Source organism: Pseudomonas sp. R84, assembly GCF_009834515.1.
GTDB lineage: Bacteria > Pseudomonadota > Gammaproteobacteria > Pseudomonadales > Pseudomonadaceae > Aquipseudomonas.
Window position 1 is genome coordinate 3,934,849 of sequence record NZ_CP019426.1, and the last position, 18,347, is coordinate 3,953,195.

Here is an 18,347-nt window from a genome sequence, read left to right on the forward strand (position 1 = left end):
CACTTTCGCTTCGCTCCTGCGTCGATTGATGAGCAAAAACCATCAAGCCATCGCGCTTATCCGCCCAGCCACCTTTTTTACTATCCAAATCGCCGTGAGCATTCGTCAGCGTTTGAGGATGTGGTTGGTGCGCGTAAGGCTCGCCTGGCGATCAGCGTCCATACTGTGGTTTTTGATACTGCGGACGCCGTCATGCCCTCCCCCGAATCGGCCCTTTTGCAAAGCTGGCACAACAACGCTGAAGCGTGGATCGAAGTGATCCGCAGCGGCGCCATCGAAAGCCGTCGGCAGGTCACCGATCAGGCAATTCTGTTGGCGATCATGGGCCGCCAGCCTGTGCGCGTGCTCGATCTTGGTTGCGGCGAAGGCTGGTTGTTGCGGGCGCTGGCGGATCGGGGGATTGAAGCTGTCGGGGTGGATGGCGATGCGCGGCTGGTCGAAGCGGCGCGTTTGGCGGGGGTGGCGCAGGTGCATGTCGCCAGTTATGACGCGTTGGTCGATGGGACGGTCGACATCGGTCGCGACTACGATCTGGTTTGCGCCAACTTCTCGCTGCTGCATCAGGACATTATTCCGCTGCTTGCGGCGATGCATACATTGCTGGTTCCCGGCGGCGCGCTGGTCATTCAGACCTTGCATCCGTGGGCCGTGGCGGCAGGCGATTATCAGGATGACTGGCGCGAAGAATCCTTCGCCGGGTTCAAAGGCCAGTGGCAGCCGATGCCGTGGTATTTCCGCACGTTGTCGAGCTGGTTGAATGCGCTCGATATGGCCGGGTTCCAACTGGCCAGCCTGCAAGAGCCACAACACCCGCAAAGTCCGCTGCCGCAGTCGTTGCTGATGGTTGCCGAGCGCCGCTGAGCCCCAGAACACCGCTGATCATTGTAGGAGTGAGCCTGCTCGCGATAGCGGTATTTCAGGCAATACAAGTGCAGACTGTGCCGACGCCATCGCGAGCAGGCTCACTCCTACAGGGTTTTGCGTTGACAACATATCCAAGTAATCCCACAGGAATTATGCGGTTTGCGGGATCATCCGCCGAGCACGGATGCGGTACTGCGCCAACAGACGCATGACGTAGCCAATCTTGATCAGAGTCGGGCCGAGGATGGTCAGCGAATGCATCGCCACCAGCAGCGCAAGGACATAGTCAATCCGACCTGAAACCTTGTCATTACGACTACAGAAAGACACGCTAAGAAAATCCGGTCTGCGGCTCGGTGTCTCCGTCGTCAGAATTTCCAATGCTCGGCAATTGTCGATCTACGGCACCGGCAATCGACCAGGGACTGACTACGCTGTAAATCCTGCGCGTCTAACCTGCCGAGGATGACTGCCATGCAACGCTTTCAAAAGCTCACGCCCTGCCTGTGGTTCGACGATCAGGCCGAAGCCGCCGCGAAGTTCTACTGCTCGATCTTCGATCACGCGAAAATCACCGGCCTGACCCACTACAGCAAGGTCGGCCAGGAATTTCATGGCAAGCCGGAAGGTGCGGTGATGACCGTCAGTTTCGAACTCGACGGTCAGACTTTCACCGGGCTCAACGGTGGGCCGATGTTCAAATTCAGCGAGGCGATTTCGTTTCAGGTCAATTGTCAGAATCAGGAAGAAGTCGACCATTTCTGGGGCCATCTGTCCGAGGGCGGCCCCGTCGAAGCCCAGCAATGCGGCTGGCTCAAGGACAAGTTCGGCGTGTCGTGGCAGATCGTGCCAGTGGCCTTTATGCACATGATGCTGGACCCGGACACCGCCAAGTCGCAGCGAGCGATGCAGGCCATGTTCACAATGAAAAAACTCGACATTGCCGAACTCGAACGGGCCTTTGCCGGCCAGAGCTAATACACTGGCGCACTGGCCTGCCGGGAATAACAACGATGAAACACGCTGCCGCCAAAAACCCTGAAAAAGCCCCGCGTTTCTGGCGCGACGCGGCGCTGCCATTCATTGAAGCACGGGCCATCGCCGATGGCCGCGAGGTCTGCTACGCACGACATTCCCACGCGCACTTTTCCATTGGCGCAATCACTGCCGGGCGCAGCACCTATGTGCATGAGCAGGCACGGTTCGAGGTCGCGGCGGGCACCGTGGTGCTGATGAACCCCGGCGATGTGCATGCGTGCAATCCGATTGATGACCAGCCGTGGTCGTATGTGATGCTGTATGTCGAGACGCCATGGCTGACGGATTTGCAGCATCAGTTGGGCTTCGCCAGTGATCTTGAGTTTCGGCGTTTTTCCACCACACACCTTGATGACTCTGCGCTGTTCAACGAACTGAACGGGCTGTATCAAACGTTAGTCGATCCGCAACAGGATGTGCTGCGCAAACAGAGCGCGGCGGTGGAGTTTTTCAGCGACCTGCAACTGCGTTTGAACCCCGCTGGCCCCTCTCTGCGCGAGCCGAATTTCAAACTGGAACGCGCTGCCGATTTCATCCGCGAGCACTGCACCGAAGTGCTCAACCTCGACGACATCTGCGCCGCAGCACAGCTGTCACCGTCGTACCTGATCCGCGCCTTCAAACAGCATTACGGCATGACGCCCCACGCGTTTGTGGTCAACCAGCGCATCCAGTTCGCCCGCGAGCGTTTGCGCGACGGGCAGTTGATTGCGGATGTGGCGCTTGAGGCCGGGTTTGCCGATCAGGCGCATTTTCAGCGAGCGTTCAAGCAACATCTGGCGGCGACGCCCGGCCAATATCGCGGTTGACACTTCATCTGAAACTCAACACTGCCCCCTGTGGGAGCGAGCCTGCTCGCGAAAGCGGTGTATCAGTCACGGGGATATTGACTGTGCCATCGCTTTCGCGAGCAGGCTCGCTCCCACAAGGTGAAGTGCCAGCATCATCGGCTGATGACCTTCGAATTGAGATATTGACATATCGGTAAATTCCGATATCTTCACGGCATGAACCTACTCGAAATCTTCAAAGCCCTCTCGAACCGCACACGCCTGGAAATCCTCAAAGGCCTGAAGGATCCCGAGAAACACTTTCCTCCCCAGGATGAGGGTGACGTGCACACGGTGGGCGTTTGCGTCAGCAGTATTCAGGAAGGCGTCGGGCTGTCGCAGTCGACGGTGTCCGATTATCTGGCGACCCTGCAACGCGCGGGCCTGGTTGAAGTCAGGCGCATCGGCCAGTGGACTTATTACAAACGCAACGAAGCAGCGATCAGTGCGCTGGCCGAGATCATCGGCAGCGAGCTGTAATTTTTTGCCCCAAGATATCGATAATTCCCGATATCCCTTTTTACCGAAACGAGGAAATGCAATGAAAGCGATGATCCTTACTTCATTTGGCGGCGCACAATCGTTCGAACTTTGTGAAGTGCCCAAACCAGTGCCACACGCGGGAGAAGTACTGGTCCGGGTGCACGCCACCTCCATCAATCCGCTGGATTATCAGGTGCGCCGTGGCGACTATGCCGATCTGGTGCCCCTGCCAGCCATCACCGGGCACGACGTCTCTGGCGTTGTCGAAGCGGTCGGCCCGGGGGTGACAGCGTTCATGCCGGGTGACGAAGTCTGGTACACCCCGCAGATTTTCGACGGTCCAGGCAGTTATGCCGAATACCACGTGGCGGCCGAAAGCATTATCGGCAAGAAGCCGCCCGCACTGAGCCATCTTGAAGCGGCGAGCCTGAGTCTGGTTGGCGGCACGGCGTGGGAAGCGCTGGTCGTGCGGGCGGCGCTCAGAGTCGGCGAGAGCATTCTGATCCACGGCGGCGCGGGCGGCGTCGGTCATGTCGCAATCCAGCTGGCCAAAGCCATCGGCGCGAAGGTCTTCACCACTGTGCGTGAAGGCAATTTCGAGTTCGCCAGGCAGATGGGCGCCGATGTGCTGATCGATTACGAAAAGGAAGATTATGTCGCCGCGATCCTGCGCGAAACCGAGGGTCGTGGCGTCGATGTCGTCTTCGACACGATCGGCGGCAACACCCTGGCGCGCAGCCCCGACGCCCTCGCACAGCTTGGCCGCGTGGTATCGATCGTAGACCTTGCCCAGCCGCAAAACCTGATTCAGGCCTGGGGCAAGAACGCCAGCTACCACTTCGTGTTCACCCGACAGAATCGCGGCAAACTCGACGAGTTGAGCGCATTGATCGCCAACGGTCAGTTGCGCCCGCACGTTGGCGCGGTCTATCCGCTGGCCGACATCGGCCTCGCGCATGCCCGGCTGGAGACGCCCAACAACGGCGTTCAAGGGAAAATTGCGATTGCTGTCGTGCCGTCGCCCGAACTCGCCAATCGCTGAACCCAGCCCCGAGGAGAACACCATGATTTATGAGATCGCTTTACTGCCCGTTCACACAGGGAACACCGAAGCCTTCCGGCAGGCATTTGCCGGGGTCGAGCCACTGCTCAGGCGCGCCAAGGGTTACGGCGGGCACCTGCTTGCGCAGGGAATTGAAACGCCTGAGGTGTTCAATTTGATTGTGCGCTGGCAATCCCTTGAGGATCACACGCCGGGGTTTGAAGCAAGTGAGGACCATCGGCTGTTCATGCTGGGTCTGGAGGAATATTTTTCCGAAGAGCCGAAGGTGCATCACATTGAGGGCGGCGCCTTTCAGCAGCCGTTCGACTAATAATCTCTCGGCTACCCGCGATCCATTGTAGGAGTGAGCCTGCTCGCGATAGCGGCGTATCAGTCGACATCTATATTGACTGATACATCGCTATCGCGAGCAGGCTCACTCCTACAGGGTTTACGGTAGCAGCAGGTAGATAGCACTCAGCGCCAACAACCCCGCCATGCTCCGATTGAACCAGCGCATCCCCGTTGCATTGCTCAAGTACCCACGCAAAAACGTCCCGGCATACGCCCAGCAGCCGACCGACAGATAACAGATCACCAGATAAACCGCCGCAAACTGCCACACCAAGCGCGCCTCGCCATCGGCGACAAACGCGCCCATGCCCGCGACGCAGGCCAGCCAGGCTTTCGGGTTGAGCCATTGCATCACCGCGCCGTACAGCATCGACGGCGCCCGTCCGGAATCACCGGCATTCAATTGCCCGTCATCCACGGCCAGTTTCCACGCCATGAACAGCAGAAACGCCACGCCGGCCAGTTGCACCACCCGGGTCATGAACGGCCAAAGCTTGAGCACCTCATGCAAGCCCAGCCCCATCAGCACCAGCAGCAACACAAACCCCAACGTGGCCCCGGCAACATGCCGCTGACTGGCGCGAAAACCGAACTGCGCCCCGGAACTCAACGCGACAATATTCACCGGCCCCGGCGTGATGGACGCCGCCAGCGCAAACGCCGCCATCGAAACAATCAGACTCATCGCACACCTGCTTCAAATCGAGGAACAAGGTGCTCACCCTAACCAGCACCCGATCCCCGGTATTGAAGAAAATGCCCCTGTGATCCTGATCGTTCCCACGCTCTGCGTGGGAATGTAGCCTGGGACGCTCCGCGTCCCCTTCAGAGCCGAACGCAGAGCGTCCGTTGAGGTATTCCCACGCGGAGCGTGGGAACGATCACATGACCCACCGCTTTCGCGAGCAGGCTCGCTCCCACATTAAAATCTACGCTTAGTCCAGACGCGGCACGGTGAAGCGGAACTCGCTGCCCTGCCCCGGTTCGCTCTCGGCGAAGATCCGCCCACCGTGGGCTTCGACGATGCCTTGGGTGATGTACAAACCAAGGCCGGTGCCGGTCGGGTTGCCCTCTTTCACCGTCCAGTAACGGTCGAACACATGCGGTAGATGCTCCTTGGGAATGCCTTCGCCGCTATCGCGAACAGTGAAGACGATTTCATTGCCGACGGTGGTGGCATGCACGCCCACCCTGCCCAGTCGCGGGGTGAACTTGATCGCGTTGCCGACCAAGTTCGACAGCACCTGGAACAGCCGCTCCGGGTCAGCATGAATGCGCAGATCAGGATCGGCCGCGAAGGAAATGCTGATGTCCTTGTCCAGCGCCAGCGGCGCGAGCAGCGCCTGCGCTTCCTCGAACATCTGCCCGACATCGAGTTTCTGCGGGGTGATGGAGTAGCGCCCGGCGTCGATTTTCGAGGTATCGAGCAAATCCTCCAGCAGCGTGTTCATGCGTCCGGCAGCCTGTTGCATGGTGTCGATGGCCGTGGAAATGCGCCGCGAAGTGTGCGGGCCGTCGGAGCTGAAGGCCTTCTGCATCATGCCGCAGAGCATCGAAATCACGGTCATCGGATTGCGCAAATCGTGCGACACCACCGCCACCAACTCATCACGGGCGCGCACCGCTTCCTGCTCGCGGCGAACCTGGCGGGCTAGATCGTTTTCCAGTGCAGAACGCCGCAGGTCGTTGGCGGCAAACAGATCACCGTGGCTCCACTTGGTGGAGATCCCGGCCATCTCGACTTTCCAGATTTCAAACGAGGTGCGCGGACGCAAACGCAGGCCGGCGTCGGAGTTTTCCAGGTCCAGCGGCTTGCGCGGATCGCCGCTCCAATTGATGTTTTCCTTGACCTCGGGGCGGAACCAGAACACGCCATTGTCCACCGGTTTCGGCAGGCTCATGGCGAGCACGCCGCTGGCCACTTGCTGATACTGCGCGGCCGGCGGGTAGACGCTGGCCAGGTGATGACTGGCAAACACCGCTTCGCCGCTGTCCTGCAGCCACTTGTGCAAAGCGCGGATTTCTTCCGGTTCAGGGCAGTTGCCGTAGCGGTGCAATTGTTTGTCTTCGATGATTGCGATGCCGCCGGCATTGGTCAGCGCCATCAGGGTTTGCGGCTGGTTGGCCAGACCGTCGAAGACGTTCTGCGGCGAATCGATCATTGCTTGATTGAGCAACGCCAAGGCTTCGACTTTCTCTTCACGCTGACGGCTGATCTCCAGCGCTTCCATGGCGCTGATCTGCAGCGACAGCACTTGGCCGATGGTCTGACACGCGGCGCGCAATTCGTGCGGCACGTGCAGTGGCTGGCGATTGCCGCAACTGATCAAACCCCAGAGCTTGTCGCCCTTGAGCAGGGAAATGCTCATCGAGGACAGCACGCCCATGTTCTTCATGTATTGGCAGTGGATCGGCGACACGCTGCGCAGCGTGGCGAAACTCAGGTCCAGCGGCGTGTCGGTGTCCGGGCGCAACTTCGGCAACAGCGGCACCGGTTGGTAGTCGGCATTCGGGATGATCCGCAACCAGTTGGTGCGATACAGCTCGCGCGCCTGTTCAGGGATGTCCGACGCCGGGAAAAACAGGCCATTGAACACTTCCATCGACGGATCGGAGGCTTCGGCGATGACCTGACCGTGGCCTTCCTCCTCGAAACGATAGATCAGCACCCGGTCGTAACCGGTCATGGCCTGGATTTCCTTGACGCTGATGTCATACAGCGCCTGCAAGGTGGTGGCCGCTTGCAGACGCTGAAGCATGCGCCCCAGATGAGTCTGGTTGCCGGCGACATTGCGTGGCTGGAAGTTCTCGACGTGGATTTCCAGTTCGAGGATCAGCACGCCCTGATGACGATGCAGCAGGCCCTCGAACGCCGTGCCGTTGAGCCTGAAGCGCAGCGGCGCTAAGTCAGACAGCGAAGGTTGCAGCAAGGCTTCGCGCACTTGCGCCGCTTCGGCATCGCCGATCAGGCTTTCCAGTGGCTGACCGATCAGGCTTTGTGGCGCGCGGGCCAGCAGGGTTTCGACGTTGGCGCTGACCTGAATGATCGCCAGGTCAGGCTCACTCAAAGTCAGCAACAAACCGTGGGGCTGGATCGCCCCGGGGAAACGAATCGGCTCGTCGGCACAGTTGGCCAGCAGTTCTTCAAAGGCTTCTTTGTCTTGCGCAGTCATGCCAGTACCTCCCGGCGTTCGAGCCAGTGCTCGAAGCTGCTGAATGTGGTTTGTGCTGCCGTGACGACAGCGGCACGCTCGGCGACGCTCATTGGCCGACTGCCGAGGTATTCAATGAAGTCGCGCCAGCGCCGGCCCGTGGCGGCGCCGTAGATATCGAGAAAAGCCGCGCCGTTATCGGCTTCCAGGCCTAATCGTGAAGAGATTTCCCGGCGCAGAATCTGTCCGCCGAGCGTTGCGCCCTCGAGAACGTAGAGCACGCCAAGGCAGGCAGAGCTTGAGTCGATCACCGGCAACTGCTCGCACTGCGGCAGACCTTGCAGCGCTTCGGCAGATACGCCCAGCGCGTGCAGATCAGTGCGCAAGGTTGACGCTTTGAGTCGAGGCGTCAGATCAAAACCGGCAGGAATTGCATCACTGCGGAGCAAGGCGTTTTCCAGCGGCAGATAGAAGCCGTAATAGGCCTGCACCAGCCGGACAAAGGCCTGCGTATCGAGGGTATCGGAGAAAAAAGGAAGGCGTTTTTCCAGCGCGATGTGCAGCTCGGCAGTGCCGGCCCGCAGATCTTGCAGCACCGGTGGCACATAAACTTCACGGGCCTTTGCTTGCATGTAGATCGCTCTTGGTGGGGCCGCCAGGGGCCAAACGGGGTGAGTGCAACGTCGGCGAAATTTTACACGGCTATCGCGGTTTCTGACCGGATGGATAGTTATTTCTGCCGAAACCATCACCCTCTGAGTCATTCAGAGTGAAGGCATCTGCAAAAAGTTCGACCGCGTTGCCCAACGGCGCCGGGCGCTGTACCGCGACAGCGCCGCGTGACTGTATGGGTCTGGGCGCCCGGAGGCTGTGATAAAAATATCGCTCTCTTTTCTGGAGTGCTGTCATGGATCTCGCCACGCTCATCCTGTTTCTCCCGGCCTGTTTCGCCCTGAACATGGCCCCCGGGCCGAACAACCTGCTATCGGTCAGCAATGCTACGCGCTATGGCTTTCGCCGCGCCTGCGCGGCGGGCATCGGGCGGATTCTGGCGTTCACCGGGATGATTGCGCTGGCTGGGGCGGGTCTGTCGGTGGTGCTGCAGACCTCGGAATGGCTGTTCCATGCGATCAAGATCATTGGCGCGGGGTATCTGCTGTATCTGGCCTGGCAGTTGTGGCGGGCCAATCCCGAGACTGAGCAGCAGGCGACCGCAGCAACGGCGGGGTTCTTCGCGTTGGCGCGGCAGGAATTTCTGGTGGCGGCGGGCAACCCGAAGGCGATCCTGTTGTTTACCGCGTTTCTGCCGCAGTTCGTCGACCCGGCGCGCCCGGTGCCGGAGCAATTCGCGATGCTGGGCGTGCTGTTTCTGCTGCTGGAGTGGATCGCCATCAGCGCCTACGCGTGGATGGGCCTGCACATGCGCCGCTGGTTCGCCGAGCCGCGCGGCAAGCGGATCTTCAATCGTTGCTGCGCGGGGCTGCTGTCGGCGGCGGCGTCGGTGCTGCTGATGGCGAAACGTGCTTAAGCCTCGGACGGACCTTTGAGTTCGACCTGATTGCCGTCCGGGTCGAAGCAATACAGCGACAGACCTTTGCCCTCGGCGCCGAAGCGTGATTCAGCTTTTGCCACAGTCAGACCGAAGGTTTGCAGATGTGCAATCAGCACCGCTTCATCGAACGGCTCGATGCGCAGGCAGAAGTGATCGACGTTGCGCCGCTCGGCCCCGGCCGCCCCGCCGCCCTTGCGGCCAAGTTCGCCTTGCAGGTCGACGAGGTCGATCATCGAAGTGCCAGCGCGCAGATGTATCAGGCCCAGCGGTTCGTTGCGTTTGACCACTTCGGCGCCGAATACCTGGCCGTAGAATTCGATGCTGCGTCGCAGATCGGCGACGCGCAGGACGATGTGATCGATATGTTGGATGGAAAACGGATGCATCGGGCACACCTCAACAAACGGTAGGAGCTGCCGCAGGCTGCGATCTTTTGATCTTGTTTTTGAGGATCAACGTCAAAAGATCGCAGCCTGCGGCAGCTCCTACACGGTAGTTCAGGGGATTTGAAAATTCACTGTCGATTTTTCGGTGGAGCCATCGAGAATCTGGTTTTACTCTCGGACCATGAACATACAAACCGCTGTCCTGCCGCCCCACGCCGAAATGGTTCGCGCCATGCTTGAACGCGACACTGCCTATGAAGGCGTGTTCTTCACGGCTGTGAAAACCACCGGGATCTTTTGCCGCCCCAGTTGCACGGCGCGCAAGCCGAAACCGGAGAACGTAGAGTTCTTCGCCCATGCCGACGAATGCATGTCGGCCGGCTATCGCGCTTGCTTGCGCTGCAAGCCGCTGGACGCCGCCGCCATCGCGCCGGACTGGGTGCAGCGCCTGCTCAAAGCCGTGGAGGCCGACCCGGAGCTGCGCTGGAGCGATGCGCAGTTGCTCGCTGAAGGCATCGAACCGCTGAAGCTGCGGCGCTGGTTCAAGCAGCATTTCGGCATGACCTTCCACGCGTGGCTGCGAACGCGCCAGCTGGGCATGGCGCTGGGCGGGATCAGGCAAGGCACCTCGATTGATCACGCCGCGTTTGATTCGGGTTATGAATCGCTCAGCGGCTTTCGTGATGCTTTCCAGAAGTCCTTCCACATCACCCCGGGCCGCGCCGAACAGAGCGAGCCACTGCTGTTCACCCGGCTGACCACGCCGCTGGGGCCGATGATCGCCATGGCCGAACGGCGTGGACTGGTGTTACTGGAGTTTCTCGATCGCCCGGCGCTGACCCGCGAAGTCGAGGAGCTGCAAAATCGCTATGGCTACGCAGTCGCGCCGGGGCACAACGCCCACTTGCAGCAGATCGAGCAGCAACTGGTGGAGTATTTCGCCGGCAAGCTGAACACCTTTACTGTGCCGCTGCACTTGCCCGGCAGCGAGTTTGCCCGGCAGGTCTGGTCAGCGTTGCTGCAAATCCCTTACGGCCACACTAGTACATACGGCGCCATCGCTGCCAGTTTGGGCAAACCCGGCGCCAGTCGCGCAGTAGGCCTGGCCAACGGGCACAATCGGTTATCGATTGTGGTGCCCTGCCATCGGGTGATCGGCGCGGATGGCTCGCTGACTGGCTATGGTGGTGGGCAGCCGCGCAAGGCGTTTCTGCTGAGGCTGGAAAACGCCGCCGTGCAGCTCACCCAATCCCTGGCATTCTGACCACCCCCATCAACTGACAAGAAGGATTTTTGATGAACGCGCTCGCTACGCAGTTTCACCAGTTGCACCAGCAAGGCCTGTTGATTCTGACCAATGTCGCCGACGCCACCGGTGCGCGACTGGTCGAGCACCTGGGCGGTAAAGCCGTGGCCACCAGCAGTGCGGCGGTGGCCTGGGCCCACGGTTACCCGGACGGCAACACCCTGCCTCTTGAACGTCTGGTGTCGACCGTGGAATCGATCGCCCGGGTGATCAGTATTCCATTGACCGTGGATGTCGAGGCCGGCTATTCCGACGACCTCGGGCGCGTGGCGGAAGTGCTGGATGCGGTGATCGCGGCGGGTGCCGTGGGGATCAATATCGAGGACGGTTCCGCCGATCCTGAGTTGCTCGCGCGCAAGATCGAAGTGGCGCGACAGGTCGCCGGCAAGCGCGATGTCCAGTTGTTCATCAATGCGCGCACCGATGTCTATCTGAAAAGCCTGGTGCCGGCCGAGGATCGCGTCGCCGAGACCCTGCGCCGCGCGGCGCTCTATCAAGCGGCCGGCGCCGATGGCTTGTTCGCGGCAGGCGTGACGTCGGCCTATGAAATCGAGGCCATCTGCAAAGGCACTGCGCTGCCGGTCAACGTGCTTAGTTTCGCTTGCCTGCCTTCGCCTGAAGAACTGCAAGCGCTGGGCGTGCGCCGCTTGAGCGCGGGTTCCGGCATTGCCGAATTCCTCTATGGCGCAATGGGTGGGCTGGTGAAAAGCTTTCTCGCCAGCGGCAAACTCGATACCCATGACCTCAAGGCGTTCAGCTACGGCGAAGTCAACGGCCTGCTGAAATAACATGCCCGACGCTTATCAGGCGGCCAGCGCGTTTCTGGCCGCGCTCGATCCGCACTGGCAGCGCCATATCGCAGCGGTCGGCCCGTGTCTGCATCAACCTCATCCTGCGCGTGATCCGTATGAGTCGCTGGTGCGGGCGATTGCTTATCAGCAACTGCATGCCAAGGCTGGCGATGCGATTGTCGGGCGGCTGGTGGGGTTGTTTTCCGGGCAATCCTTTCCGCGACCGGAGCAGATTCTTGCGACGGAGTTTGAGCGCATGCGCAGTTGCGGGTTTTCGGCGGGCAAGATTGCGACGATTCAGGGGATTGCTCAGGCAACGCTGGATGGCGTGGTGCCGGATTACGCTACGGCGCTGGCGATGGATGATGAAGCGTTGATTGAGCGCCTGATCAGCCTGCGCGGAGTGGGTCGCTGGACGGTGGAGATGTTGCTGATTTACAGCCTGGAGCGCATGGATATTCTGCCGGCGGATGACTTTGGCGTGCGTGAGGGATATCGGCGGATGAAGGGACTGGAGGTGCAGCCAACGCGTAGGGAGATGGTTGAGATTGGGGTGGCTTGGAGTCCTTTTCGGACGGTGGCGGCTTGGTATTTGTGGCGGGTGCCTAAACCGTTGCCCTCACCCTAGCCCTCCCGAAACGTCGGACCGCCCAGAGGTAGAGGGAGCCGACCGAGGTGTCTGGCGTCATCCATCGACCTGAAAGACTGAGTCGATTATGGATTCAGAAGAAAACTCTCACGTCGGCGTACCTCTTCAATATCCCACGGTCAGTCCCCTCTCCCTCTGGGCGGTCCGACGTTTCGGGAGGGTTAGGGTGATCGGCCTTTGACTGTATCGCACTGTATACCCCGAAGCCGCAGACACACCAAAAGCACAATCCGCCACCCCGCCGACACATCCCCGATACACCCCGACGCTGAAATGCCCCGGTCGATTTCATTCAATTCACCGGAGCTGCACCATGACCACCACTCTTTCAACCGCCGTCAAACACCTGCACCTGAACCTCGACCGCGCCGGCACCTGGCTCGCCCCGCTGACACTGCGCCTGTTCATCGCCTGGGAGTTCTTCGAATCCGGGCTGGAGAAATTCAACGGGCAGAACTGGTTCGAAGACATTCAGGACAGATTCCCCTTCCCGTTCGATCAACTGCCGGCAACGCTGAACTGGGAACTGTCGATGTGGGCCGAGCTGATCGGTGCGCTAGCGATTCTGGTGGGGTTCGGCACGCGCATCTCAGCGATTTCGCTGATCGTGGTCACTGTCGTCGCCACCGCCGCCGTGCACTGGCCCGCTGACTGGTCGTCACTGAGTGAATTGGCACAGGGTTATGCGATCACTAACAAAGGCTTCGGCAACTTCAAGCTGCCGGCGATTTACCTCGCCGCGTTGCTACCGTTGGTATTCGCCGGAGCGGGCAAGTTGAGTGTCGATGCGTGGTTGGCGCGGGTGTTCTGGAACAGAAGCACCCGCTGAGGCTTAGTGCGCCCGGTCGAGTCCGGCGAGCAACGCGCTGTCACGGCTGTAAATGTCTGGCGAGTAACGCACACGGCCGCTGCTGTCGACCTGTGCGGTCCAGTAAGTCATCAGGATGGGCACCGGCGCCGACAGACGGAATTCGTGGGTGGTGCCGGTGGCCAGCAGGGTTTCGGTGCGGGCCTTTTCCGCCGGGGTGAGCAGCAGATCGCGCAGTTGCATCGGATGCTCGACCCGCACACAGCCCGAACTGAAAGCACGCGGGCCTTTTTCGAACAGCGCCTTGCTCGGCGTGTCGTGCAGGTACACCGAAAACGGGTTGGGGAAGCGGATGACCATTTGCCCCAGCGGATTACGCGGCCCGGCGTCCTGACGCAGCATGATGTTACCGGGGTTGTCCCAGTCGATATCCGCTGCCGCCAGCGGCTGACCGTTAGCGTCGAGCACTTGCAGGTTCTGGCGGCTGAGGAAGGTCTGGTCCTTGCGGATTTCCGGCAGTTTGTCTTCCTTCCAGATGGTTGGCGGCACGGTCCAGGTCGGGTTCAAGGTCAGGCGTGTCACCCGGGATTTCAGCAACGGCGTCTGGCGCTCGGCGCGACCCACCTGAGTGCGCGTCTGCCACACCGGCACGCCGCTCTGATACAACGTCAGTTCAGCAGCGGCGACGTTGACCAGCAGGCCATTGGGTTCCATGTCCTGGGCCATCCAGCGGAAACGTTCGAGGTTGACCCGCAGCTGTTCACGACGAATTAGCGGACTGATGTTGAGTTCGGCAATCGTGCCCGGCCCGACCACACCGTCAGCCTGTAGGGAATGGTTGGCCTGAAAACTCTTCACCGCATCAACCAGCACGTCGTCATAAGCATTGTCAGGCGTGCCAACGACGTGAGTCAGGTAGCCTTCGCTGTACAGCCGCTGAGCCAGTTCCGGCACACGTTTGTCTTCCATGGCCGGGCGCAACAGCGGCCCGTTGCCCACCGCTTGCCATTGCGGCAAAGCCGTGAGCCGTTGCGCCGCATAGAGCTGACGCAAGTCCTGATATTGCGCCAGACGCGGACGGGCCAGATCGAACGCGACGGCAATGTCGTGCATGCCCGGTACGGCGATCGCCAACAATTCCGCCTGACGGTCACGCGGGCTGTCATCGGCATGCCACAGCGGTTCGAAGTGCGATTGCAGCAGGCGACCGTAGTGCAAATCCTGCAGGGCCTGCAGGTAGTTGCGACTGATGTCGATGTCGGCGCACAACTCGCCATCCTGCGGCGCCGTGGTCGCGATCGGGTAACGTTTTGGATTGAGACCATCATCGGCCAACAGCTGCAATTGCGAGCGCAACACCGGCAATCGTGCCGACTCACTGGCCCACACCGGCATCCAGTCCTGCTGCTGGTAGAAGGCTTGCAATTGACTCAGCGCCGGGCCGTTGAGCTGTGCCGCAATCGCCGGGCATGACTGCGCCAGACTGATCAAAACCGCCTGCAACGGACTTTGCGGCTCGACCGGCATTTCCGCCGGTGGCGTTGGCAATGTCTCCAGCGGCGGCAACGGCTCATCGGCACAAGCGACAAACGGCGCAGCGAGCAAACAAATGCTCAAGTAGCATGCGTACTTTTTGAACAACTGCTTTACTCCAATCCATGGCCGTCTAGATGATGGCCAACCTTACATCAGGTGCGCTGAACAGTCAGGCTCGATCGACGGGCTTGCGGGTATTGACTGGGAGTCAGGAGCCAAAGTGCCAAATAAGTAGCAATTGAGGACACTTTATAAAATGTTGACGTTTTTGCGCCGACTTCTGTTGACCACCGCGACCCTTGTCGTGGTGTCCAGTCCCGTTTTTGCCGCCGGCAAACCATCGCCGGTTCTCTTTACCAGCCTCGCGCACGCCGCGCCAGAACTCAATCCCCAAGCGCTGAAAGGTGCGTTGAACGCCATGCAATGCGCGGTCAACAACGGTGCGAAACCGTCCCGCCACCTGGCGATCATCGACTATTCGCAACCGTCCACCGAACGCCGACTGTGGATCTTCGACCTCAGCAAAAAGAAATTGGTGCTGCGCGATCTGGTTGCTCACGGCTCCAATTCCGGGGAAAACTTCGCCACGCAGTTTTCCAATGTCGAAGGCAGCTACCAGTCCAGCCTTGGCCTGTTCCGCACGCAGGAAAGCTACAGCGGCACCCACGGTTATTCGCTGCGCATGGACGGTCTGGAGCCAGGCTTCAATGACATGGCTCGCGATCGCGCGATCGTCATTCACGCCGCCAGTTATGTGAATCCGTTGTGGAGCAAGAAACAGGGGCGCATCGGCCGCAGCCAGGGTTGCCCAGCGGTTCGGCCACAGATCGCCAAGCAGGTGATCGACCGGTTGAAGAATGGCCAGTTCATGTTTTCGTGGTACCCGGATCAGCGCTGGCTGAAGTCGTCGCCGTATCTGAACTGCCAGCCGCAGCAGGTGGCGAGCATTCTCAATACCCACGCGAGCTGACAGAGCACCCCAAATCCCCTGTAGGAGTGAGCCTGCTCGCGATAGCGGTGTGTCAGCCAACACAGATGGTGCCTGACACACCGCTATCGCGAGCAGGCTCACTCCTACATTTGATCTCTGTCAGCCCCATGTTTCATTACAACTTTGTCATTCAGCTGTCGGTTTGCCGTGCGGATCGCTCGGTAGCCTGAAGTTGTCCCGGCACCAATGCCGATCAACCATGACCACTGAGTGACTGACCATGAAAACCCTCCTGCTCGCCCTCACCGCCCTCCTTGCCACCGGCAGCGTGTTCGCTGCGAACATGCCCGACAGCGCCGTGATTCATGACAAATCCGGCTTCTATGTCAATCTGGATGTCGACAAAGTCCTGTCCAGCACCGATATTTCACAAGCGTGTGGCGTGGTCCCGGCGCAATTGAATTACCTCGACCATCAGGGCCGCGAACATGTGCTGGACTATCAGGTACAAGGCAGCGGCTGCATCAATGACCACTGAGACTGATCGATGAATATTCTGGTTGTCGAAGACGAACCCAAGGCGGGCAACTACCTGCTCAACGGTCTGCAGGAACTGGGTTACAGCGTCAGTCTCGCCCGCGACGGTGCCGACGGGCTGCACCTGGCGCTGGAACACAGTTTCGATGTGATCGTGCTCGATGTGATGATGCCGAAAATGGATGGCTGGGAAGTCCTGCGCCGGTTGCGCAAGGAAGCCGACACACCGGTGCTGTTCCTCACCGCCCGCGATGACATCGCTGACCGCGTCAAAGGCCTCGAACTGGGCGCCGACGATTACCTGATCAAGCCGTTTTCCTTCGCCGAACTGGTGGCGCGCCTGCGCACTCTGACCCGGCGCGGGCCGATTCATGAAGACGAACAACTGCAAGTCGCCGACCTGCAGATTGACGTGCTCAAACGCCGCGTGAGCCGTGCTGGGGTGCGCATCACCCTGACCAACAAGGAGTTCGCCTTGTTGCAGTTGTTCGCCAGCCATACCGGGCAGGTTCTCGCCCGTTCGCTGATTGCCTCACGGGTGTGGGACATGAATTTCGACAGCGACACCAATGTGGTCGATGTCGCGGTGCGCCGCTTGCGGGCGAAGATCGATGATCCGTTCCAGCTCAAGCTGATCCACAGCGTGCGCGGCATCGGCTATCGCTTCGATACGCAGCCATGAGCGGCCATCGCCCTTATTCGCTGACCTTGCGCCTGGCGCTGGTGTTCGCCCTGCTAGCGTTCGCTTCGCTGGCCGGTCTCGGTGCCGCGCTGTACAACGAACTGGAGCAACAGTTGATCCGCCGTGATGACACCGCGCTGGTCAGCCGTGTCGATCAACTGCGCACCTTTCTCAACGACAGCAACGCCCTGGAGCTGATCAAGAACAAACCGGCGCTGTTCCAGAACATGCTCGGTAACCGCGAAGCGCTGCTGACCATTGGCACGCCGGGGCAAACGCCGTTGCTGGTGGTCAACCCGGGTAATCTGAAGCCGCCGACGTTGCCGGCGGTGCCCATCGACCAGGCGATGACGCTCAAGGACGTGCAGCATCTGCCGAGTGTCGACGGCGTGCCGTTTTCGGCAGTGGCAGCGAGTATCGATTCCGGCGAACTGGGCAATCTGCAAGTCACCACCGGGCGCCTGATGAGCGAGCGCACCGCGATGCTCGCCAATTACCGCTTGAGTGTTTATGGCCTCGCCTCGCTGGCGGCGCTGTTGCTGGCGGTGGTCGGTTGTTTGCTGGTGTATCGCGGTTTGCTGCCGTTGCGGCGACTGGCGAAGCACGCTCACGGTATCGGCGTCGGCAATCTTGGCGAACGGCTTGCCAGCAGCGGTGCGCCGCGAGAATTGCAGCCAATGATCGAAGCCTTTAATGCCATGCTTGATCGACTCGCCAAGGGCTTTGCACAGTTGAGTCAGGTGTCCACCGACATGGCCCACGAGTTGCGCACGCCGATCAACAATCTGCTTGGCGAAACCCAGGTTGCGCTGCAGCAGAACCGCAGCATCGAGGCCTATCAGCAATTGCTCGCTTCCAATGTTGAAGAGCTCGAACGTTTGACGCGGATGCTCGACAACATGCTGTTTCTCGCCCGTACCGATCCGGCCAGTGCCCTGAGCCAGCGCCAGGAGCTGGACGCGGCGGATGAAATGCAGCGCATTGCCGATTACTTTGAAGGGCTGGCAGCGGATGTCGGTGTATGTATCGAGGCGCGCGGCAGCGGTGTGATCTGGGCCGAGCCGATGCTGTTAAGGCGCGCGTTGGCCAATCTGTGCGCCAATGCGATCAAGTACGGCGCGGCGAATTCGACGGTGCAGGTGGAAGCGACTGCCGAAGCGGATGGCAGTTATTTACGGGTAAGAAACCACGGCGCGACCATTGCGCCGGAACATCTGGCGCGACTGTTCGAACGCTTCTACCGCGTTGATCAATCCCGTGAGCGCTCGGCGCAATCGAATGGGCTGGGCTTGTCGATTGTCGCGACCATCATGCAGTTGCATCAGGGCCGCTACAGCGCCAGCAGTGCCGATGGCGTCACCTGCTTCGAACTGTTCTTCCCCGCCCGGCAATCAACATAAATCGCC

General features: G+C 60.3%; 21 protein-coding genes. 15 read left to right on the top strand and 6 right to left on the bottom strand.

Annotation, left to right across the window (positions count from 1 at the left end; genetic code table 11):
* Positions 1-192 precede the first annotated feature (192 nt).
* A complete protein-coding gene (locus tag PspR84_RS17230; RefSeq protein WP_160058429.1) occupies positions 193-861 on the top strand; it encodes a class I SAM-dependent methyltransferase in 669 nt (222 codons plus the stop codon).
* Between the two features lie 153 nt (positions 862-1,014).
* Here PspR84_RS17230 and PspR84_RS17235 read toward each other — a convergent pair whose 3' ends face one another.
* Positions 1,015-1,194, bottom strand: coding sequence for a hypothetical protein (locus PspR84_RS17235; protein ID WP_160058431.1), 180 nt, complete (start codon positions 1,192-1,194; stop codon positions 1,015-1,017).
* Between the two features lie 144 nt (positions 1,195-1,338).
* On the opposite strand from PspR84_RS17235, the gene PspR84_RS17240 reads away from it, so the two are divergent.
* The 5 genes from PspR84_RS17240 (at position 1,339) to PspR84_RS17260 (ending at position 4,588) form a co-directional block, all read left to right on the top strand.
* Positions 1,339-1,842 carry a VOC family protein gene (locus PspR84_RS17240; RefSeq protein ID WP_160058432.1) on the top strand — a complete coding sequence of 168 codons (504 nt, stop codon included), beginning with the start codon at positions 1,339-1,341 and terminating at the stop codon, positions 1,840-1,842.
* 35 nt (positions 1,843-1,877) lie between these two features.
* Positions 1,878-2,711 carry an AraC family transcriptional regulator gene (locus PspR84_RS17245; RefSeq protein ID WP_160058434.1) on the top strand — a complete coding sequence of 278 codons (834 nt, stop codon included), beginning with the start codon at positions 1,878-1,880 and terminating at the stop codon, positions 2,709-2,711.
* Positions 2,712-2,909: 198 nt separating this feature from the next.
* The gene (locus tag PspR84_RS17250; RefSeq protein WP_160058436.1) at positions 2,910-3,212 is read left to right on the top strand and encodes a metalloregulator ArsR/SmtB family transcription factor; all 303 of its coding nucleotides are present in this window, start codon (positions 2,910-2,912) and stop codon (positions 3,210-3,212) included.
* A gap of 61 nt (positions 3,213-3,273) precedes the next feature.
* Positions 3,274-4,257, top strand: coding sequence for a zinc-dependent alcohol dehydrogenase family protein (locus PspR84_RS17255; protein ID WP_160058438.1), 984 nt, complete (start codon positions 3,274-3,276; stop codon positions 4,255-4,257).
* Between the two features lie 22 nt (positions 4,258-4,279).
* Positions 4,280-4,588 (top strand): antibiotic biosynthesis monooxygenase, encoded by a 309-nt coding sequence (locus PspR84_RS17260; RefSeq protein WP_160058440.1) that lies wholly within the window; start codon positions 4,280-4,282, stop codon positions 4,586-4,588.
* A 120-nt stretch (positions 4,589-4,708) separates the two neighbouring features.
* Here PspR84_RS17260 and PspR84_RS17265 read toward each other — a convergent pair whose 3' ends face one another.
* The 3 genes from PspR84_RS17265 to PspR84_RS17275 form a co-directional block, all read right to left on the bottom strand.
* The gene (locus PspR84_RS17265; protein ID WP_160058442.1) at positions 4,709-5,296 is read right to left on the bottom strand and encodes a LysE family translocator; all 588 of its coding nucleotides are present in this window, start codon (positions 5,294-5,296) and stop codon (positions 4,709-4,711) included.
* 250 nt (positions 5,297-5,546) lie between these two features.
* Positions 5,547-7,784 carry an ATP-binding protein gene (locus PspR84_RS17270; RefSeq protein WP_160058444.1) on the bottom strand — a complete coding sequence of 746 codons (2,238 nt, stop codon included), beginning with the start codon at positions 7,782-7,784 and terminating at the stop codon, positions 5,547-5,549.
* Positions 7,781-8,395, bottom strand: coding sequence for a biliverdin-producing heme oxygenase (locus PspR84_RS17275; protein ID WP_160058446.1), 615 nt, complete (start codon positions 8,393-8,395; stop codon positions 7,781-7,783). Before PspR84_RS17275 ends, PspR84_RS17270 begins: the two co-directional genes overlap by 4 nt.
* A gap of 275 nt (positions 8,396-8,670) precedes the next feature.
* Here PspR84_RS17275 and PspR84_RS17280 point away from each other — a divergent pair, with 275 nt between their 5' ends.
* The gene (locus PspR84_RS17280) at positions 8,671-9,291 is read left to right on the top strand and encodes a LysE family translocator (RefSeq protein WP_160058448.1); all 621 of its coding nucleotides are present in this window, start codon (positions 8,671-8,673) and stop codon (positions 9,289-9,291) included.
* On the opposite strand, the gene PspR84_RS17285 is transcribed toward PspR84_RS17280, so the two are convergent.
* Positions 9,288-9,701 (bottom strand): VOC family protein, encoded by a 414-nt coding sequence (locus PspR84_RS17285; RefSeq protein WP_160058450.1) that lies wholly within the window; start codon positions 9,699-9,701, stop codon positions 9,288-9,290. The genes PspR84_RS17280 and PspR84_RS17285 overlap by 4 nt on opposite strands.
* Positions 9,702-9,882: 181 nt before the next feature.
* Here PspR84_RS17285 and PspR84_RS17290 point away from each other — a divergent pair, with 181 nt between their 5' ends.
* From PspR84_RS17290 to PspR84_RS17305, 4 genes are all read left to right on the top strand, one after another.
* The gene (locus PspR84_RS17290; RefSeq protein WP_160058452.1) at positions 9,883-10,965 is read left to right on the top strand and encodes a bifunctional transcriptional activator/DNA repair protein Ada; all 1,083 of its coding nucleotides are present in this window, start codon (positions 9,883-9,885) and stop codon (positions 10,963-10,965) included.
* Between the two features lie 32 nt (positions 10,966-10,997).
* A complete protein-coding gene (locus tag PspR84_RS17295; protein ID WP_160058454.1) occupies positions 10,998-11,795 on the top strand; it encodes an isocitrate lyase/phosphoenolpyruvate mutase family protein in 798 nt (265 codons plus the stop codon).
* A gap of 1 nt (position 11,796) precedes the next feature.
* Entirely contained in the window at positions 11,797-12,426 is a 630-nt protein-coding gene (locus PspR84_RS17300; RefSeq protein ID WP_160058456.1) for a DNA-3-methyladenine glycosylase, read from the top strand.
* Positions 12,427-12,760: 334 nt separating this feature from the next.
* The gene (locus PspR84_RS17305; protein WP_160058458.1) at positions 12,761-13,276 is read left to right on the top strand and encodes a DoxX family protein; all 516 of its coding nucleotides are present in this window, start codon (positions 12,761-12,763) and stop codon (positions 13,274-13,276) included.
* Between the two features lie 3 nt (positions 13,277-13,279).
* Here PspR84_RS17305 and PspR84_RS17310 read toward each other — a convergent pair whose 3' ends face one another.
* The gene (locus PspR84_RS17310) at positions 13,280-14,896 is read right to left on the bottom strand and encodes a L,D-transpeptidase family protein (protein ID WP_160058460.1); all 1,617 of its coding nucleotides are present in this window, start codon (positions 14,894-14,896) and stop codon (positions 13,280-13,282) included.
* 151 nt (positions 14,897-15,047) lie between these two features.
* On the opposite strand from PspR84_RS17310, the gene PspR84_RS17315 reads away from it, so the two are divergent.
* From PspR84_RS17315 to PspR84_RS17330, 4 genes are all read left to right on the top strand, one after another.
* Complete coding sequence (locus PspR84_RS17315) at positions 15,048-15,761, top strand: murein L,D-transpeptidase catalytic domain family protein (protein ID WP_160058461.1); 714 nt, start codon at positions 15,048-15,050, stop codon at positions 15,759-15,761.
* 241 nt (positions 15,762-16,002) lie between these two features.
* Positions 16,003-16,260, top strand: coding sequence for a DUF2790 domain-containing protein (locus tag PspR84_RS17320; protein WP_160058463.1), 258 nt, complete (start codon positions 16,003-16,005; stop codon positions 16,258-16,260).
* 9 nt (positions 16,261-16,269) lie between these two features.
* Entirely contained in the window at positions 16,270-16,941 is a 672-nt protein-coding gene (locus PspR84_RS17325; RefSeq protein ID WP_150750873.1) for a heavy metal response regulator transcription factor, read from the top strand.
* A complete protein-coding gene (locus tag PspR84_RS17330; protein ID WP_160058465.1) occupies positions 16,938-18,341 on the top strand; it encodes a heavy metal sensor histidine kinase in 1,404 nt (467 codons plus the stop codon). The genes PspR84_RS17325 and PspR84_RS17330 overlap by 4 nt, the downstream gene beginning before the upstream one ends.
* Positions 18,342-18,347: the final 6 nt, after the last annotated feature.

Coding starts and splice junctions, on each gene's coding strand:
- PspR84_RS17245 (WP_160058434.1), top strand. CDS start 1,878: ATGAAACACGCTGCCGCCAAAAACCCTGAAAAAGCCCCGCGTTTCTGG.
- PspR84_RS17290 (WP_160058452.1), top strand. CDS start 9,883: ATGAACATACAAACCGCTGTCCTGCCGCCCCACGCCGAAATGGTTCGC.
- PspR84_RS17280 (WP_160058448.1), top strand. CDS start 8,671: ATGGATCTCGCCACGCTCATCCTGTTTCTCCCGGCCTGTTTCGCCCTG.
- PspR84_RS17300 (WP_160058456.1), top strand. CDS start 11,797: ATGCCCGACGCTTATCAGGCGGCCAGCGCGTTTCTGGCCGCGCTCGAT.
- PspR84_RS17305 (WP_160058458.1), top strand. CDS start 12,761: ATGACCACCACTCTTTCAACCGCCGTCAAACACCTGCACCTGAACCTC.
- PspR84_RS17260 (WP_160058440.1), top strand. CDS start 4,280: ATGATTTATGAGATCGCTTTACTGCCCGTTCACACAGGGAACACCGAA.
- PspR84_RS17275 (WP_160058446.1), bottom strand. CDS start 8,395: ATGCAAGCAAAGGCCCGTGAAGTTTATGTGCCACCGGTGCTGCAAGAT.
- PspR84_RS17230 (WP_160058429.1), top strand. CDS start 193: ATGCCCTCCCCCGAATCGGCCCTTTTGCAAAGCTGGCACAACAACGCT.
- PspR84_RS17325 (WP_150750873.1), top strand. CDS start 16,270: ATGAATATTCTGGTTGTCGAAGACGAACCCAAGGCGGGCAACTACCTG.
- PspR84_RS17250 (WP_160058436.1), top strand. CDS start 2,910: ATGAACCTACTCGAAATCTTCAAAGCCCTCTCGAACCGCACACGCCTG.
- PspR84_RS17265 (WP_160058442.1), bottom strand. CDS start 5,296: ATGAGTCTGATTGTTTCGATGGCGGCGTTTGCGCTGGCGGCGTCCATC.
- PspR84_RS17240 (WP_160058432.1), top strand. CDS start 1,339: ATGCAACGCTTTCAAAAGCTCACGCCCTGCCTGTGGTTCGACGATCAG.
- PspR84_RS17330 (WP_160058465.1), top strand. CDS start 16,938: ATGAGCGGCCATCGCCCTTATTCGCTGACCTTGCGCCTGGCGCTGGTG.
- PspR84_RS17255 (WP_160058438.1), top strand. CDS start 3,274: ATGAAAGCGATGATCCTTACTTCATTTGGCGGCGCACAATCGTTCGAA.
- PspR84_RS17320 (WP_160058463.1), top strand. CDS start 16,003: ATGAAAACCCTCCTGCTCGCCCTCACCGCCCTCCTTGCCACCGGCAGC.
- PspR84_RS17285 (WP_160058450.1), bottom strand. CDS start 9,701: ATGCATCCGTTTTCCATCCAACATATCGATCACATCGTCCTGCGCGTC.
- PspR84_RS17295 (WP_160058454.1), top strand. CDS start 10,998: ATGAACGCGCTCGCTACGCAGTTTCACCAGTTGCACCAGCAAGGCCTG.
- PspR84_RS17270 (WP_160058444.1), bottom strand. CDS start 7,784: ATGACTGCGCAAGACAAAGAAGCCTTTGAAGAACTGCTGGCCAACTGT.
- PspR84_RS17315 (WP_160058461.1), top strand. CDS start 15,048: ATGTTGACGTTTTTGCGCCGACTTCTGTTGACCACCGCGACCCTTGTC.